Source organism: Streptomyces sp. NPDC001530, from assembly GCF_042894545.1.
GTDB lineage: Bacteria > Actinomycetota > Actinomycetes > Streptomycetales > Streptomycetaceae > Streptomyces.
Genome location: NZ_JBIAVS010000048.1, coordinates 13550 through 31560, shown reverse-complemented (window position 1 = coordinate 31560; position 18011 = coordinate 13550). Strand labels below are relative to the sequence as shown.

Here is an 18011-nt window from a genome sequence, read left to right as displayed (position 1 = left end):
CCAAACCCGCCCCACCACCAGCCACCACCACACCCCGATACTCGAACAACGACCGAGAACCGAGCAGGGACAGCCCCACATCCGCCGGCCGCGCCTCGGGCCGGTCGGCCAGGAAGCCCGCGAGCCGTTCCGCCTGGGCCCGCACCGCCGCGGGGCTCTTGCCCGACACCAGCACGGGCACGGGCGACTCAGGCGCATCGGAGTCGCGCGGGGGCTCGGTCTCAGTGCGCGGCGGTTCCTCGACGATCACGTGCGCGTTGGTGCCGCTCACGCCGAACGAGGAGACCCCAGCCCGGCGCGGCCGGTCGCCCTCGGGCCATTCCCGCGCCTCGGTGAGCAGCTCGACCTCGCCGGCCGTCCAGTCCACCTTCGGCGTCGGCTCGTCGACGTGCAGGGTCTTGGGCAGCACACCGTGCCGCATCGCCGTGATCATCTTGATGATGCCGCCGACACCCGAAGCGGCCTGTGTGTGCCCGATGTTCGACTTCAGGGAACCCAGCCACAGCGGCTCTCCACCCGCGCGTTCGCGGCCGTAGGTGGCGAGCAGCGCCTGGGCCTCGATCGGGTCGCCGAGTGTCGTGCCGGTGCCGTGCGCCTCCACCACGTCCACGTCCGCCGCCGACAGACCGGCGTTCTCCAGCGCCTGGCGGATCACCCGCTGCTGGGAGGGGCCGTTGGGTGTCGTGAGCCCGCTCGACGCGCCGTCCTGGTTGACGGCGATCCCGCGGATCACGCCCAGCACCGGATGGCCCAGCCGCCGGGCGTCCGACAGCCGCTCCACCAGCAGCATTCCCACCCCCTCGCCCCAGGCCGTGCCGTCCGCCGCGCCCGCGAACGCCTTGATCCGGCCGTCGCCGGCGAGACCACGCTGGTTGCTGAAGTAGAGGAACATGTCGGGGGTGGCCATGAGGGCCACGCCGCCCGCCAGCGCCAGCGAGCACTCCCCCGACCGCAGCGACTGCACGGCCCAGTTCAGCGCCACCAGGGACGAGGAGCAGGCCGTGTCCACCGTGACCGCCGGGCCCTCGAGGCCCAGGGTGAACGCCACCCGGCCCGTGACCAGGCTGCCGTCGCTGGTACCGGGTCCGTAGTCGTGGTACATCACCCCGGAGAACACTCCGGTCTTGCTGCCCTTGAGCGACAGCGGGTCGATGCCGGCGCTCTCCACGGCTTCCCAGGACGCCTCCAGGAGCAGCCGCTGCTGGGGATCCATCCCCAGGGCCTCGTTCGGGCTGATCCCGAAGAACCCCGGGTCGAAGTCGGCCATGTCGTAGAGGAAGCCGCCGTGCCGGGTGACGGTCTTCCCTGGCTTGCCCGGCTCGGGGTCGTACAGCCCGTCCGTGTCCCAGCCGCGGTCGGTGGGGAACGGGGTGATCGCGTCCACCTCGTCCCGTACGAGCCGCCAGAGGCCCTCGGGATCGGTCACTCCGCCGGGATACCGGCATGCCATCCCCACGACGGCGATCGGCTCGCTGGCCGCCGCCGCCAGTTCACTGTGCTCGCGGCGCAGGCGCTCGTTCTCCAGCATCGATGTGCGGAGCGCCTCGACGATCTGCTCGACCGACATACTCACGGTGATAGCCAAGCCTCTCTTGTGACAGGGATGAGCGGGAATTACTGGGATTCGCCGGACGAGAGCGCGGCCCGCACCAATTCGTCGACGTTCATGTTCTTGATCTCGGCGCTCCGGTCGGGCTCGGCCGGACCCTGTTCGGCGCCGTCGGCGGCGGTCAGTGAGAGCAGTTGGTCCAGCAGGCCCGCCTCGCGCAGCCTGGCCAGCGGGATCGACTCCAGCCGGCGGCGGATCGCCGTCTCGTCGGCCTCGGCGTCCGGAGCGTCGGGGAGGCCGGGAAGCAGCTCTTCGTGCAGGAACCCTGCCAGTGTGTCGGGGCTCGGGTAGTCGAACATGAGCGTCGCGGGAAGGCGCAGCCCGGTCGCGGTCTGCAGCCGGTTGCGCAGTTCGATGGCCGCGAGCGAGTCGAGGCCCAGCTCGGTGAAGCCCTTCCCGACGTCGATCGACTCCGGCCTGTCGTGCCGTACCGCGGCGACCTCCCGTCGGACCAGGTCCAGCAGCAGTCGGTCCCGGGCGTCCTCGGACAGCCCGGCCAGGCGCTGTTCGAGTCCGCCGGCGGGCTCCTCCGCGGGGGCGGCCACCGCGGCGGCCGCCCGCTCCTGGCGGCGTACGGGAGCCTTCAACACGTCCTTGAGCAGGGCGGGAACCGGGCGCGCCGACTCGGCGGACTCGTCTGCGGGTGGCTGCTCCAGGAGGATCGGGACGAGCAGCGGCTCATCGAGGGAGAGTGCGTCGTCGAAGAGGGCGAGGCCCTCGTCGGTGGACATGGCCGGCATGCCCGCGCGGCTCATCTGCTGAAGGTCGGACTCGGTGACACCGCCGCCCAGTTCGGTCCTCGCGCTCCACAGTCCGAAGGCCAGGGAGTGGGCGGGCAGACCGCTCGACCGCCGGTGTGCCGCGAGCGCGTCCAGGAAGCGGTTGGCCGTGGCGTAGTTCCCCTGCCCGGCCCCGACGACCAGGCCCGCGCACGAGGAGAACAGGACGAACGCGGACAGGTCCTGGCCTTCGGTCAGTTCGTGGAGGTGCCAGGCTCCGTCCACCTTGGGCCGCAGCACGGTGTCCATCTGTTCGCCGGTCAGCGCCCCGATCAGCGCGTTGTCCATGATGCCCGCGGCGTGGACGACGGCGGTGAGCGGATGCTCCGCGGGAATGCCGGACAGCAGCCGTGCCACGGCCTCCCGGTCGCCGACGTCACAGGCCGCGACGGTGACGTCGGCGCCCGCCTCGACAAGGTCGGCGCGCAGTCGGTCCGCGCCTGCCGAACCGGGTCCCCTCCTGCTGGTCAGCAGGAGGTGGCGTACGCCGTGGGCCGTCACCAGGTGGCGGGCGACGAGGGCGCCGAGGCCGGTGGTGCCGCCGGTGACGAGTACGGTGCCTTCGCTGGTCCACGGGGCCTCGGCCGGTGCGCCGTTGTCGGGCACCGCGACGAGCCGGGGCACGCGCACCTCGCTGCCGCGCAGGGCGAAAGCGGGTTCGTCGACGCCGACGACGGAGGCAAGGGTGCGGGTGGCGGACGCGGAGCCGTCGGTGTCCACCAGGACGATCCGTCCCGGGTTCTCCTCCTGGGCCGCCCTGACCAGTCCCCAGACGGGTGCCTGGGCGAGGTCCGGGGTCTCCCCCGGGGCGACGACGGAGCCTCGGGTGAGCACCATCAGCCGGGAGTCGGCGAACAGATCGTCGGCCAGCCACTCGGTGAGGGTGCTCAGTACGACGTGCGCCGCGGAGCGGACCGACGTGGGGACGTCGGTGTCCGTGGCGGCCGGGACGGGCAGCAGGATCAGCTCGGGCACCGGGGCGCCCGCCGTGACCGCCTCGCGCAGGGCAGCCAGGTCACGGTGGGGAGCGAGGTCCTTCCCCATGCCGAGCCGGTCCCGGTCCCGGTCCTCGGCGGCAAGGACGGCCCAGCGCGCCGTGTCGGCGGACACCGCACCGCCCAGGGGAAGTTGGCTCCAGCCGACGCGGAACATCGATTCCCTCGCGCCGGAGCCGGAGGAGGCGGCGGCGCTCACCCGGTCCGCGGTGACGGGCCGGACGACGAGGGACTCCACCGTCGCCACCGGGGTCCCGAGCGAGTCGGCCAGCTCCAGCTTGACCGCGTCCGATCCGGCCGAGGACCGGGACGCCGCGGAGGTGATACGGACGCGCAGGCGGGCGGCACCGGTGGCGTGCAGGGTGACATCGGCCCAGGAGAAGGGCAGCTGCGTTCCTCCGACGTCCTGCGGCTTGCGCCCCTCCATGAAGTCGGTGGCGCTCAGGGCCGCGTCGAGCAGGGACGGGTGGAGCCCGAACCGGGCGGCTTCCGCGGTCGCTTCCTCGGGCAGGGCGACCTCGGCGAAGGTCTCCGCACCACGCAGCCAGATGCCCCGCAGCCCGCGGAACATCGGCCCGTAGTGGTAACCCTGGCCGGTGAGGTAGTCGTAGACGTCGCTGATGTCGACGGGCTCCGCGCCCTCGGGCGGCCAGACCGCGCCGTGGCCGGCGAAGTACCCGGACGCGTCCGGGGTGGTGACACCGCCGATCAGGTATCCCGTGGCGTTCTTGGCCCAGGGCTGGTCCGCGGGCGCGTCCTCGGGACGGGAGTAGACGGTCAGCGGGCGGCGGCCGTCGGCGTCGGCCGCGCCGGCCACCACCTGTACGGCCACGCCGCCGGTGGCCGGGATGGCCATGATGGCCTCGATGGTGAGCTCTTCGACGACCTCGCAGCCGACCTCCTGCCCCGCCCTGACGGCGAGTTCCACATAGCCGGTGCCGGGCAGGATCACCGTACCCAGCACGTCGTGGTCGGCCAGCCAGGCGTGCGTGTCGACCGACAGCCTGCCGGTCAGCACCGCGCCGCCCGAGTCGGGCGTGACCACGACGGCGCTGAGCAAGGGGTGTCCGGCCGCGATCTGTCCGACGCCGGTGACGTCCTTGGCCGCTGCTGCGGGCATGTCGAGCCAGTACCTCCGCTTTTCGAATGCGTACGTGGGCAGTTCCACGCGGCGGGCACCGCGGCCGGCGAAGAACTCGGGCCACCGAGGGCTGATTCCGAGGACGTGCAGTCGTGCCAGGGCCGTGGTCAAGGCCGCGTTCTCGGGCCGGTCCTTGGCCTGGGTGGGCACCGCCACCGTGCCGGGGTCCTCGAAGCAGCCCTGCGCCAGCGCCGTCAGCACCCCGTCGGGGCCCAGTTCGACAAACCGGGTGATCCCCTCGGAGCACAAGTGGCGGACGCCGTCGGCGAAGCGCACGGCGGCCCGTACGTGGCGCACCCAGTACTCCGGCGAGGCCAGCTCCTCGTCGGTGGCCTGCGCACCGGTCACGTCGGAGATGACGCGGATGCGCGGGGTGTCGTACGTGAGCGACTCGGCGACCTCACGGAAGGCGTCGAGCATCGGCTCCATGAGCGGGGAGTGGAAGGCGTGCGAGACGCGCAGCCTGCTGGTCCGCCTGCCCTGCTCCTTGAAGACCGCGGCGAGGGCCGATGCCTCGTCCTCGGCGCCCGAGACGACCACGGACGAGGGCCCGTTGACGGCCGCGATGTCGATGCGGCCGGTCAGCAGGGGCCGTACCTCGTCCTCGGTGGCCTGTACGGCGATCATGGCGCCGTCGGACGGCAGCTCCTGCATCAGCCGGCCGCGGGCGGCCACCAGGGCGCAGGCATCGGCGAGCGAGAGCACGCCCGCCACGTGGGCCGCCGCCAGCTCTCCGATCGAGTGGCCCATCAGGGCGTCGGGGACGATGCCCCAGGACTCGACAAGCCTGAACAGCGCCACCTCGAAGGCGAACAGCGCGCTCTGGGTGTAGACGGTGTGCCCGAGCAGCTCCGCCTCGGGCGTTTCCGCGTCGGCGAACATCACCGCGCGCAGCGGGTGTTCGAGACGCGGGTCGAGGTGAGCGCACACGGCGTCCAGCGCGCGGGCGAACACCGGGTGCTCCGCGTAGAGTTCGCGGCCCATACCGGGCCGCTGGGCACCCTGGCCGGAGAAGAGGAAGGCGACGGGGGCGCCGGGGGTCGCGGTGCCCCCGACCACCTCCGGCGACGGGGCGCCGTCGGCGAGGGCGGTGAGGGCGGCGAGGGCGTCCTCCCGGTTCCGGGCCGGTACCACCGCGCGGTGTTCGAGCGCGGCCCTGGTCGTCGCCAGCGAGTAGGCGGTGTCGGTCAGTCCCTGCTCCGGGTGCTCCTGGAGGTGGGTGAGCAGCGCCCGGGCCTGTTCGGGCAGGGATGAGGCGTTCTTGGCGGACAGGACCAGCGGGAGCACCGGGAGCGGCGCGGCGGACTCCTCCCGCGCCGCGGGCTCCGGGGCTGCGGGGGCCTCTTCGAGGATCATGTGGGCGTTGGTGCCGCTGAGTCCGAAGGAGGAGACCGCGGCCCGCCGGGGACGGTCGCCGGTGTCCCAGGCGACCGGCTCGGTCAGCAGACTCACCGCGCCCGCCGTCCAGTCGACCTCGGCGGAGGGTTCGTCGACGTGGAGGGTCTTCGGCATCAGGCCGTTGCGCAGGGCCATCACCGTCTTGATGACACCGCTCACGCCGGCCGCGGCCTGGGCGTGCCCGATGTTGGACTTGACCGAACCGAGCCGCACCGGACGGCCTTCGGGCCGCTCCTGGCCGTAGGTGGCGAGCAGCGCCTGGGCCTCGATCGGGTCGCCCAGCCGGGTGCCGGTGCCGTGGCCCTCGACCAGGTCGATGTCCTCGGCCGACACCCCCGCGGCGGCCAGCGCCTGCTGGATCACGCGCTGCTGCGAGGGGCCGTTGGGGGCGGTGAGGCCATTCGACGCGCCGTCCTGGTTGATCGCGCTGCCCCGGATCACGGCGAGCACGGGGTGGCCGTGGCGCTGTGCCTCGGAGAGCCGCTCGATCAGCAGGATGCCGATCCCCTCGGACCAGCCGGTGCCGTCGGCCGCCGAGGCGAAGGCCTTGCACCGGCCGTCGGCGGCGAGCCCGCGCTGCTGGCTGAAGTCGACGAAGATCTCGGGCGTCGGCATCACGGTCACTCCGCCGGCCAGCGCCATGGTGACCTCGCCGGAGCGCAACGCCTGGCAGGCCATGTGCAGGGAGACCAGCGAGGAGGAGCAGGCGGTGTCGACCGTGACCGCGGGGCCTTCGAGACCGAGGGTGTAGGCGACCCGGCCGGAGGCGATGCTGCCCGCGCTGCCGTTGCCGAGGTAGCCCGCGACCTCATCGGGTATCTCGTGGAGCCGACTGCCGTAGTCGTGGTACATGATGCCGGCGTAGATGCCGGTCCGGCTGCCGCGCATCGCGGTCGGGTCGATGCCGGCCCGTTCGAAGGCTTCCCAGGATGCCTGGAGCAGCAGGCGCTGCTGCGGGTCCATGGCCAGCGCCTCGCGCGGCATGATGCCGAAGAACTCCGGGTCGAACTCGGTGGCGTCGTAGAGGAATCCGCCTCGGCGCGTGTACGTCTTGCCGGGAGTGCCCGGCTCGGGGTCGTAGATGCCCTCGGTGTCCCAGCCGCGGTCGGCCGGGAAGCCCGCGACCGCGTCCCTGCCGTCGGCGACGAGCTGCCACAGGTCGTCGGCGGAGCGCACACCGCCGGGGAAGCGGCAGCTGATTGCGACGATCGCGATCGGGTCGTCCTGGGAGACCTGCGTGACGGGGGCGGCGGGCCTCGCCGGGGCGTCGGTGGCCGCGCCGAGGATCCTGGTGGCGAGGTGGTCGGCGACCGCGCGGGACGTCGGGTGGTCGAAGACGAGCGTCGCGGGCAGCTTGAGGCCGACGGAACCGCCGAGTTGGTTGCGGAACTCCACGGCGGCGAGCGAGTCGAAGCCGAGTTCCTTGAACGCCCGGTCCGCCTCCACCGCTTCGGGGCCCGGGTGCCCGAGCACCGCGGCCGCCTGGGTGCGTACGAGATCCAGCAGGAACCGGTTCCGTTCGGCGTCGCCGAGACCCGCCAGGTGCTGCTCCAGGCCCGCCGTACCGGAGCCCGAGCCCGGCTCTGCGGCGCGGACCGTGCGGCGGACGGAGCCGCCCGTCAGGCCGCGCAGCAGCGCGGGGAGCTCGTCGCTCCTGGCCCGCAGGGCTTCCCTGTCCGCGTGCAGGGGTACCACCAGTGCCTCGTCCGTGGTCAAGGCCGCGTCGAACAGGGCGAGGCCCTCCTCCGCGGTCAGGGCGGGGAGCCCGAGCCGGGCCATGCGGTCCAGGTCCGCCTGGGCCAGTTCGCCGCCCAGCCCCGTGTTCACGGCCCACATGGCGAAGGCCAGTGAGGTGGCCGGCAGGCCCCTCGCGCGGCGATGTGCCGCCAGCGAGTCCAGGAAGACGTTGGCCGCCGCGTAGTCGGCCTGTCCGGAGGCGAGCACCAGTCCCCCGGCCGAGGACAGGAGCACGAAGGCCGACAGGTCACGGTCCGCGGTGAGTTCGTGCAGATGCCAGGCTGCGTCCACCTTGGGGCGCATCACCCGCTCCAGCTGCTCCGCGGTGAGCGTGGCGAAGAGCCCGCCCTCAGCGACGCCCGCGGCGTGTACCACCGCGGTGAGCGGACGGTCGTCGGGGATCGCGGCCAGCATGTCCGCGAGAGCGTCCCGGTCCGTCACATCGCAGGCGGCGACGGTGACTTGGGCGCCCAGGGCGGAGAGTTCGTCCTCCAGCTCCGCGGCTCCGGGAGCCGCCGCGCCGCGGCGGCTGGTGAGCAACAGATGCCGTACACCGTGCTCGGCCACCAGGTGACGGGCGATCCGGGCGCCGAGACCGCTGACGCCGCCGGTGATCAGCACCGTTCCCGCGGTGTCCCAGCCCGCCGTCCCGGTGCGGTCGGGGTCGGCGGGCGACGCCTTGGCGAGCCGGGGCAACCGCATCCGGCCATCGCGCAGCGCCAGTTCGGGCTCACCGGAGGCGACGGCAGCCGCCAACACCCGTTCGGAATCGGCGGAGCCGTCGGTGTCCGCCAGGACGAGGCGGCCGGGGTGCTCGCTCTGCGCGGCGCGGATCAGGCCCCACACCGGCGCCTGGGCGAGATCGATCGTGTCGCCGTCCTGTGCGCGCACCGCGTTCCGGGTCAGCACGACCAGCCGGTCCGCGTCGAACCGTTCGTCGGCCAGCCAGGCCTTGACGGCTTCCAGGACGTCCCGGGTGACGGTGTGCGCCGTGGCGGGGACGTTCGGTCCCGTGCCCGGTGCCACCTGGTACAGCAGCAGGTCGGGGGCCTCGGACGCGCCGTCCGCCTCTTCGAGGGGTATCGGTCGTGGGCCCTCATCGGTGACGGGGGCCTGCTGCCAGTCCACCCGGTACGGAACGCGCGACCCGCCGGCGCGGGCGGCGTCCAGCTGCTCCGGAGTGACCGGAAGCGACACCAGTGACTCGACCGTGGCCACGGGCCGGCCGCTCTCGTCGGCCACCCGTATCTCGGACACCTCGTCACCGCGCACCCGGCGCAGATGCACCCGCAGGGCGGTGGCACCGGCCGCGTGCAGCGTGACACCGCTCCACGAGAAGGGCATCAGGGTGGCGCCGGTTGTCTCTTCCGTCGTGGCGGCGTCCTTGTCGGCGAGCAGGTCGGCGTGCATCGCGGCGTCCAGGAGCGCCGGGTGCAGGCCGAACCGGGCCGCTTCGTCGTGGGCCTTCTCGGGCAGGGCGACCTCCGCGAAGACGTCGTCGCCGTGCCGCCAGGCGGCCTTCAGCCCCTGGAAGACGGGGCCGTAGCCGTAGCCCCGGTCCAGCAGACGCTCGTACGCTCCCTCCATCGCCACGGGGACGGCGCCGGGCGGCGGCCAGGCCGTCAGCGCGAAGTCCGCCTCGCTCGCGGCCGGGACCAGCGAGCCGGTGGCGTGCCGGGTCCAGGTCGCCTCCGCACCCTCGCTCCGGGAGTAGATGTGCACCGACCGGGAGCCCGAGGCGTCCGGTGCGCCGATGACGGTCTGGATCGCGGCGGCGCCGTCGCGCGGCAGCACCAGCGGTGCCTCGAGGGTGAGTTCCTCGACCTTGCCGCACCCGACCTGGTCTCCGGCCCGCACCGCCAGCTCCACGAACCCGGTGCCCGGCAGCAGGACGCTGCCCAGCACGTCGTGGTCCGCGATCCACTGCTGGTGCGCCACCGAGAGCCGACCGGTGAGCACCACCCCGCCCGAATCCGGCGACGCCACGGCGGCGCTGAGCATCGGATGGTCGACGGGCTCCAGACCCGCGGTGCCGACATCGCCGGAGCGCGGGCCGATCCCGTCCAGCCAGTAGCGCCTGCGCTGGAAGGCATACGTCGGCAGGTCCACCCAGCCGGCCGCGCGGCCGGCGAAGAACGCCTCCCAGCCGAGCGCGACCCCCCGGGTGTGGGCCCGACCGATGCCGGACAGCACCTCACGCTCCTCGGAGCGCTCCCTGCGCAGCAACGGTACGAACACGGGGGCGCCGTCGCCGGTGACGCACTCGGCTCCCATCGCCGACAGGACGGCGTCCGGGCCGAGTTCGAGGAACGTCGTGACACCACGGGCCGCGAGATGGCGTACGGCATCGGCGAACCGCACGGCCTCACGGACATGCCGCACCCAGTACTCGGGTGAACCCAGCTCCTGCGCCGGCTCACCGGTGACGTTCGAGACCACCGGAATCGACGGCTCGCCGTACGTCAACTCCTCCGCCACCGAACGGAATTCGGCAAGCATCGGCTCCATCAGGGAAGAGTGGAAGGCGTGCGAGACCGCCAGCCGCTTGGTCTTGCGGCCCTGTCCGGCCAGCTGCTCCGACACCTGCGATACGGCGTCCTCGGCACCCGAAATCACCACCGCCGTCGGCCCGTTGACCGCCGCGATGTCCACACCCTGGACCAACAGCGGACGCACCTCGTCCTCGCCGGCCTGGACCGCGACCATCGCACCACCGGAAGGGAGTGCCTGCATCAGCCGGCCACGCGCCGCCACCAACCGCGCCGCATCCCCCAGCGACAACACCCCCGCAACATGCGCCGCAGCCAGTTCACCGATCGAATGCCCGGCAAGGAAGTCGGGCCGCACACCCCACGACTCCACCAACCGGAACAAGGCGACTTCCAGCGCGAAGAGGCCTGCTTGCGTGAACTCAGTCCGGTCGAGAAGCTCCCGCTCCTCACCCCACACCACATCCCGCAACGACCGGTCCAGATACCGATCCAACTCCACGGTCACCGCATCGAAGGCCTCGGCGAACACCGGGAACACGGCATACAACTCCCGCCCCATCCCCAACCGCTGAGCCCCCTGACCCGTGAACAAGAACGCCGTCCTGCCGGGACGTGCCGCGTCGACCACGACACCGGTGCCGGAGCCGTCGGCGACCGCGGACAGGCCGCGGGCCAGTTCCGCGCGGTCGGCGCCCAGGACGAAGGCGCGGTGTTCCAGTGCGGCGCGGGTGGTGGCGAGGGACCGGCCGACGGTGTCGATCCGGTAGTCGGGCAGCAGGTCGAGGTGGCTCCGCAGGCGCTGGGCCTGGGCCCGCAGGGCTTCGGCGCTGCGGGCGGAGAGCACCCAGGGGACGAGGCCCGCGGGATCCTCGGCGGGCTCGTCCGTCGTCGGGTCGGTTTCCTCGGGCTCCGGGGCCTCCAGGATCAGGTGGGCGTTGGTGCCGCTGATACCGAACGAGGAGACGCCGGCGCGCCGGACGTGACCGTTGTCCGGCCATGCCGCCTGTTCCGTGAGCAGCCGTACGGCACCGGCGTCCCAGTCGACCTGCGGTGAGGGCTCGTCCACGTTGACGGTCCGGGGCAGCACACCGTGGTGCATCGCCAACGTCATCTTGATGACGCCCGCGACGCCCGCGGCGGCCTGGGCGTGGCCGATGTTCGACTTGATGGACCCCAGCAGCAGGGGCCGGCCGGTCGCCGGACGCTCCTGCCCGTACGTCTCCAGCAGCGCCTGTGCCTCGATCGGGTCGCCGAGCCGGGTTCCGGTGCCGTGGCCTTCGACGGCGTCCACGTCGGCCGGGGTGAGTCCGCCGGCGGCCAGCGCCTGCCGGATCACCCGTTGCTGCGAGGGGCCGTTGGGCGCGGTCAGGCCGTTCGACGCGCCGTCCTGGTTGACGGCGCTGCCGCGGATCACGGCGAGGACGCGGCGGCCGTTACGCCGTGCGTCGGAGAGGCGTTCCAGCAGCAGCATGCCGACGCCTTCGCCCCAGCCCGTGCCATCGGCGTCGGCGCCGAAGGACTTGCAGCGGCCGTCGGGGGCGAGACCGCCCTGTCGGCTCATGTCGATGAACGTGTCCGGATCCGACATCACGGTCACACCGCCGGCCAGCGCCAGCGAGCACTCTCCGCGCTGCAGGGCCTGCACGGCCCAGTGCATGGCGACCAGCGACGAGGAACAGGCGGTGTCGACACTCACGGCGGGGCCTTCCAGGCCCAGGGTGTACGCCACTCGGCCGGAGACGACGCTGGCGAGGCTGCCGTTGCCGTGGTAACCCGCGACGTCCTCGGGCAGCGGGCCGAGCCGCAGGCCCCAGTCGTGGTACATGACTCCGGCGAAGACTCCGGTGGCGCTGCCCTTCAGCGCGTGCGGGTCGATGCCCGCTCGTTCCAGCGTCTCCCAGGAGGTCTCCAGGAGCAGGCGCTGCTGCGGGTCGATGGCGCGGGCCTCGCGGGGGCTGATGCCGAAGAACTCGGCGTCGAACTCGGCCGCGTCGTAGAGGAAGCCGCCCTCGCGGGCGTAGCTCTTGCCGGGGCTGCCCTGGCGCGGGTCGTAGAGGTCCTCGGGCCAGCCGCGGTCGGTGGGGAACGGGGCGATGGCGTCCCGGCCCTCCGCGAGGAGCTGCCACAGTTCCTCGGGGGTGCTGACGCCCCCGGGGTAGCGGCAGGCCATGCCGACGATGGCGATGGGCTCGTCGGTGCGTGCCTGGGCGGGGGCCTCGGTGGGCGAGGCGTCAGGGGCGGCCTGCCCGTGTGCGGCCTCGATCTTGGTGTCGAGATGCTCGGCCAGGGCCTGGGGGGTGGGGTAGTCGAAGGTGAGGGTGGCGCTGAGGCGGAGGCCCGTGGCGGTGTTCAGCCGGTTACGGAGCTCGACCGCGGCCAGCGAGTCGAAGCCGATCTGGCTGAAGGCCCGGGCGGGGCTGATCTCCTGGGCCCCGTCGTGTCCCAGCACCGTGGCGACCTGGGTGCGGACGAGTTCGAGCAGGGCTTCGGCGCGCGCGGCCGGCGCCAGGGCGGCGAGCCGCGCGGCCGGCTGTCCCGTGAGGGCCCCACCGTCGGCGGCCCGGCGCCCGGCGGTGCGTACCAGGGCACGCAGCAGGGGCGGCAGCTCGTCCGCGCGTCCGCGCAGGGCGCGTTCGTCGAGGCGGACGGGCACGTAGGAGGGCAATTCACCGTCGACCGCCCGGTCGAGCAGGGCCAGGCTTTCGGCGGCCGTGAGCGGCTGGAAGCCCTGGTGCCTGATGCGCTGCAGGGACGCTTCGTCGAGCAGGTCCTCCATGCCTCCGCTGCCGGTCCACAGACCCCAGGCCAGCGAGGTCGCGGTCAGGCCCTGGCGGCGGCGGTGGGCGGCGAGGGCGTCGAGGAAGAGGTTCGCCGCAGCGTAGTTGCCCTGCCCGGGGCCGTCGAGCAGAGCGGCCGTCGAGGAGAAGAGCACGAACGCGGCGAGGTCCGACTCCCGCGTCAGCTCGTGCAGATGCCAGGCCGCGTCCGCCTTGGGGCGCAGCACGGTGTCCAGTCGGTCGGCGGTCAGCGCGGGGACGAGCCCGTCGTCGATGACGCCCGCGGCGTGCACGACCGCGGTGAGCGGGCGTTCGGCGGGTATCGCGGCGAGTACGGCTGCGAGCGCCTCCCGGTCGCCGGCGTCGCAGGCGGCGATGGTGACCTCGGCTCCCGACTCGGCCAGTTCGGCGCGCAGTTCCCCGGCCCCGGGGGCATCGGGGCCGCGCCTGCTGGTGAGCAGGAGGGAACGTACTCCGTGGGCGGTCACCAGATGGCGGGCGAGCTGCGCGCCGAGGCCGCCGGTGCCACCGGTGATCAGCACGGTGCCGGTGGCGGCAGCCTCCCAGGCCGGGGTTGCGTCGCCGGCGCCGGGCTCGGGAGCCTTCGTCAGACGGGACACCGTGATCTCACCCCGGCGCAGGGCGATTTCCGGTTCGCCGGTCGCCAGTGCCGCGGGCAGCGCCCGTGCCGACTCATCGGTGTCGTCGAGGTCGACCAGCACGAACTGCCCGGGGTGTTCGGCCTGTGCCGACCGGATCAGACCCCATACCGGTGCCTGGACGAGGTCGAGGTCGTCCCCCGGTTGCACCGCGACGGCGCCACGGGTGACGACGACCAGCCGCGACGACACGAACCGTTCGTCGGCGAGCCAGGACTGAACGGTCTCGAGGACCGCTCCGGTCACCGAACGCACCCGGGCGAACGGCGGTTCCTCGGCCGTGTCGTTCGACGGGCAGTGGTACAGGACCGCTTGGGGCACCTCGTCGCCGAGCTCCTCCAGCGTCACGCACGCCACGGGGGCCGCGGCGGCCGAGGGCTCGGCAGGGGTCCAGCGCACGCGGTAGAGAGGTTCGCGGTGTCCCGCGCGGGCGGCCTGGATCTGCTCGTCGGAGACCGCGCGCACCACGTAGGAGTCGATCGAGGCGACCGGCGCGCCACCGGCGTCGGCGAGAGTGAGGGACACCTCGTCGGGGCCCTTGGCCACGATCCGTACCAGGAGGGTGGCCGCGCCCTCGGAGTGCAGGGTCACGCCGGTCCAGGCGAAGGGCACCCGGGTGCCCTCGGGGACCGGCTGCGGCGAGGCGAAGTCGGTGGCCTGCAGGGCTGCGTCCAGGAGCGCGGGGTGCAGTCCGAAGGCGGGCGCGTGCGACGCCGTCTCCTGGTCCAGCGCGACCTCTGCGAACACCTCGCCGGCACGCCGCCAGACGGCGCGCAGTCCGCTGAACGCCGGGCCGTATCCGTACCCCTGCCGGGCCATGTCCGCATAGAGGCCGGTGATGTCGACAGGCCGCGAGCCGGGCGGCGGCCATGCCTGCGAGGCGAACGTGACGGCCTCGGCGACCCGTGCGGTGCCCGGCGCCAGGACGCCGGTGGCATGCCGCTGCCACGCGGCGTCCTCCGCACCGCCGTCGGGGCGGGAGTAGAACTCGACGGTGCGCCGCCCGGTGTCGTCGGGCGCCCCGACGACCGCTTCGAGCGCGACGCCTCCGCTTTCCGGCAGGGCGAGCGGGGCCTCGAGGGTCAGTTCCTCGAGCAGCGTGCAGCCGGTTCGATCGCCGGCCTGCACGGCGAGTTCCAGGAAGGCCGTGCCGGGAAGGAGCACGGTGCCGGAGATGACGTGGTCGGCGAGCCAGGGATGCGAGCGCAGCGAGAGGCGTCCGGTCAGGACCAACCCGTCCGATCCGGCGAGCCGCACGGCCGCCGAGAGCAGCGGGTGCTGCACGGCGATCTGCCCGAGCTGCGAGGCGTCGCCCGCGGAGTCGGGCATGTCCAGCCAGAAGCGCCGGCGCTGAAAGGCGTACGTCGGCAGCTCCACCCGGCGGGCGCCGCGTCCCGCGTGGAAGGCCTCACCGTCGAGTGCGGCACCCCTCGTGTGGGCGACGGCCACCGCCGCGAGCAGCTCCCTGCGCTCGTCGCGGCCCGCGCGCAGCGCGGCCGCGAAGGCGGCGCCACCGTCCTCGAGCAGGCAGTCGCGGCCCATGGCTGACAGCACGGCGTCCGGCCCGAGTTCCAGGAACGTGTCGACGCCCTGGGCGGCCATCCACTCGATCCCGTCCTTGAACCGCACGGTCCGCTGTACGTGGCGCACCCAGTACTCCGGCGAGCAGAGTTCTTCCGTGGTGGCCGCCAGACCGGTGACGTTCGAGACGATCGGGATGGCTGGTGACGCGTAGTCAAGGATCTCGGCCAGCCGGCGGAACTCGTCGAGCATCGGCTCCATGAGCGGCGAGTGGAAGGCGTGCGAGACACGCAGCCGCTTGGTCTTGCGGCCGCGCTCCTCGAATCCGGCGGCGACTTCCAGGACCGCCGTCTCCTCGCCGGAGATCACCACGGCCTCGGGCCCGTTGACGGCGGCGACGGCGACCGTCCCGTCGTATCCGGCCAGGTGCTCGACCACCTCGGCTTCGGGCGCCTGGACGGCCACCATCGCACCGCCGGAGGGAAGGTGCTGCATGAGCCGGCCGCGCGCCGCCACCAGGGTGGCCGCGTCATCGAGGGACAGTACGCCCGCCACATGGGCCGCGGAGAGTTCGCCGAGCGAATGCCCGGCGAGGAAGTCCGGTCGCATGCCCCAGGATTCGAGGAGCCGGAACAGCGCGACCTCGACGGCGAACAACGCGGCCTGGGCGTACGCGGTCCCGTCGAGCAGTGCCGCCTCGGGGCTGCCCTCGGACGCGAACAGCACGTCGAACAGCGGGCGTTCGAGCTGCAGGTCGAGGTACCCGGCGGCCTCGTCCAGCGCCTTGGCGAAGACCGGGTACTCCTCGTACAGTTCGCGGCCCATGGACAGCCGCTGGCTGCCCTGTCCGGTGAACAGGAACGCCGTACGACCACCGGTCGTCGTTCCCTCGGTCACTCCGATGGCGCTACGGCCCTCGGACACGGCGCGCAGACCGCGCAGGAGCTCCGCCCGGTCCGCGCCGCTCACCACGGCACGGTGCGGGAGGGCGGCGCGCGAGGTGGCCAGGGAGTAGGCCACGTCGGCGGGTTCGGGCGCCTCGTCCGCGCCCACGAAGTCCAGCAGGCGGCCGGCCTGGGCCCGCAGGGCGGGCGCGCTCTTCGCCGAGATCACCAGCGTGGTCAGGGCGGCCGGCACGGGTTCGTGGTCGTGGGCCGGCTCCACGTCGTCGACGGGCGGCTCCTCGATGATGACGTGCGCGTTGGTGCCGCTGACGCCGAACCCGGAGACTCCGGCGCGGCGCGGCGCGTCGCCCTTCTCCCAGGGCCGCGCGCCGGTGAGCAGTTCGACCTGACCCGCGGACCAGTCGACGTGCGGGGTGGGGGCGTCGACGTGCAGGGTCCTGGGCAGTACGCCATGACGCATCGCCATGATCATCTTGATGATGCTCGCCGCGCCGCCGGCCGCCTGGGTGTGGCCGAGATTCGACTTCACCGAGCCCAGCCACAGCGGCTTGCCGTGGGGACGTTCCTGTCCGTACGTGGCGAGGACGGCCTGGGCTTCGATCGGGTCGCCGAGGGTGGTGCCGGTGCCGTGCGCCTCCAGGGCATCGACCTGATCGGCCGTCAGTCCGGCGTCGGCGAGGGCCTCCAGGATCAGCCGCCGCTGCGAGGTCCCGCTGGGGGCGGTCAGGCCGCTGCTGGCACCGTCCTGGTTGATGGCGCTGCCGCGCACCAGGCCCAGCACCGTGTGCCCGTTGCGCCGCGCGTCGGTCAGCCGCTCCAGTACGAGGATGCCGACGCCCTCGGCGAAGCCGGTGCCGTCGGCAGCCGCGGCGAACGGCTTCGGTATGCCGTCGGGTGCCAGGCCCCGCTGGCGGCTGAAGGCGGTGAACGTACCGGGACTGCTGAGCACCGTGACGCCGCCGCTGAGCGCCAGTGAGCACTCCCCGCTGCGCAGCGACTGGACCGCGAGGTGCAGGGCCACGAGTGAGCCCGAGCAGGCGGTGTCCACGGTGAGGGCGGGTCCTTCGAGGCCGAGGCTGTAGGCGACGCGGCCCGAAATGACGCTGGTGGCGATGCCGGTGAGCAGATAGCCGTCGAGTCCGTTCGGCGCCTCGTGCACCCGCATGCCGTATTCCTGCGGCTCGGCGCCGATGAAGACGCCCGACCTGCCGCCGCGCAGCGAGTCGGGGGCGATGCCCGCCCGCTCCAGGGCCTCCCAGGCCGTCTCCAGCACCAGCCGCTGCTGGGGATCCATCGCGGATGCCTCGCGCGGACCGATCCCGAAGAAGTCGGCGTCGAACTCGGCGGCGCCGGCGAGGAATCCGCCGCGTCGTACATAGGTCTTGCCCGGCACGTCCGGGTCCGGGTCGAAGAGCCCTTCGAGGTCCCAGCCCCGGTCCGTGGGGAAGTCCGAGATCACGTGTCCCTCGTCCACGACCAGCTGCCACAGCTGCTCGGGGGACTCGATCCCACCGGGGTAACGGCAGCCGACTCCCACGATGGCGATGGGCTCGTCGTCGGCCCTGCGGGGCGCGGTCACCGTCTTCTCGGGTGCGAGGCCCAGCAGTTCGGCCCGCAGATGCTCGGCGAGCAGCGTCGGCGTGGGGTGGTCGAACCCGACGGTCACCGAGAGGGAGAGCCCGGTGACCGCGTTGAGCCGGGAATGCAGTTCCACCAGCCCGAGCGAGTCGAGGCCCAGCTCACGGAAAGGCCGGTCGACTTCGACCGGGCCGCTTTCATCGGGCCGTGCCTTCAGCAGGATCGCCCGGGTCTGCTCGCGGACCATATCGAGCAGGATTCGGCCCTGTTCCGGAGTCGGCAGGCTCTCCAGGCGGCGCGTCAGCGCCGCTCGTTCCGGCCGCACAGAACCGCCGTCGGAAACAAAAGCTCCAGCCTCGCGCATCGACACACTCCAGGTAATCGGTGTTCCGCGGGCACGCCTCACCCAGGGGCAGCCAC

The 18011-nt window shown here is 73.0% G+C and carries 2 protein-coding genes; both read right to left on the bottom strand.

The features are described 5' to 3' along the window. On the bottom strand, positions 1-1573 hold a 1573-nt coding region (locus ACFY0T_RS48535; protein WP_388885182.1), incomplete at its 3' end, for a type I polyketide synthase. Between the two features lie 41 nt (positions 1574-1614). Further along, on the bottom strand, positions 1615-17916 hold the full coding sequence (locus tag ACFY0T_RS48530) for a type I polyketide synthase (RefSeq protein WP_388885180.1): 16302 nt from the start codon (positions 17914-17916) through the stop codon (positions 1615-1617). Positions 17917-18011 lie beyond the last annotated feature (95 nt).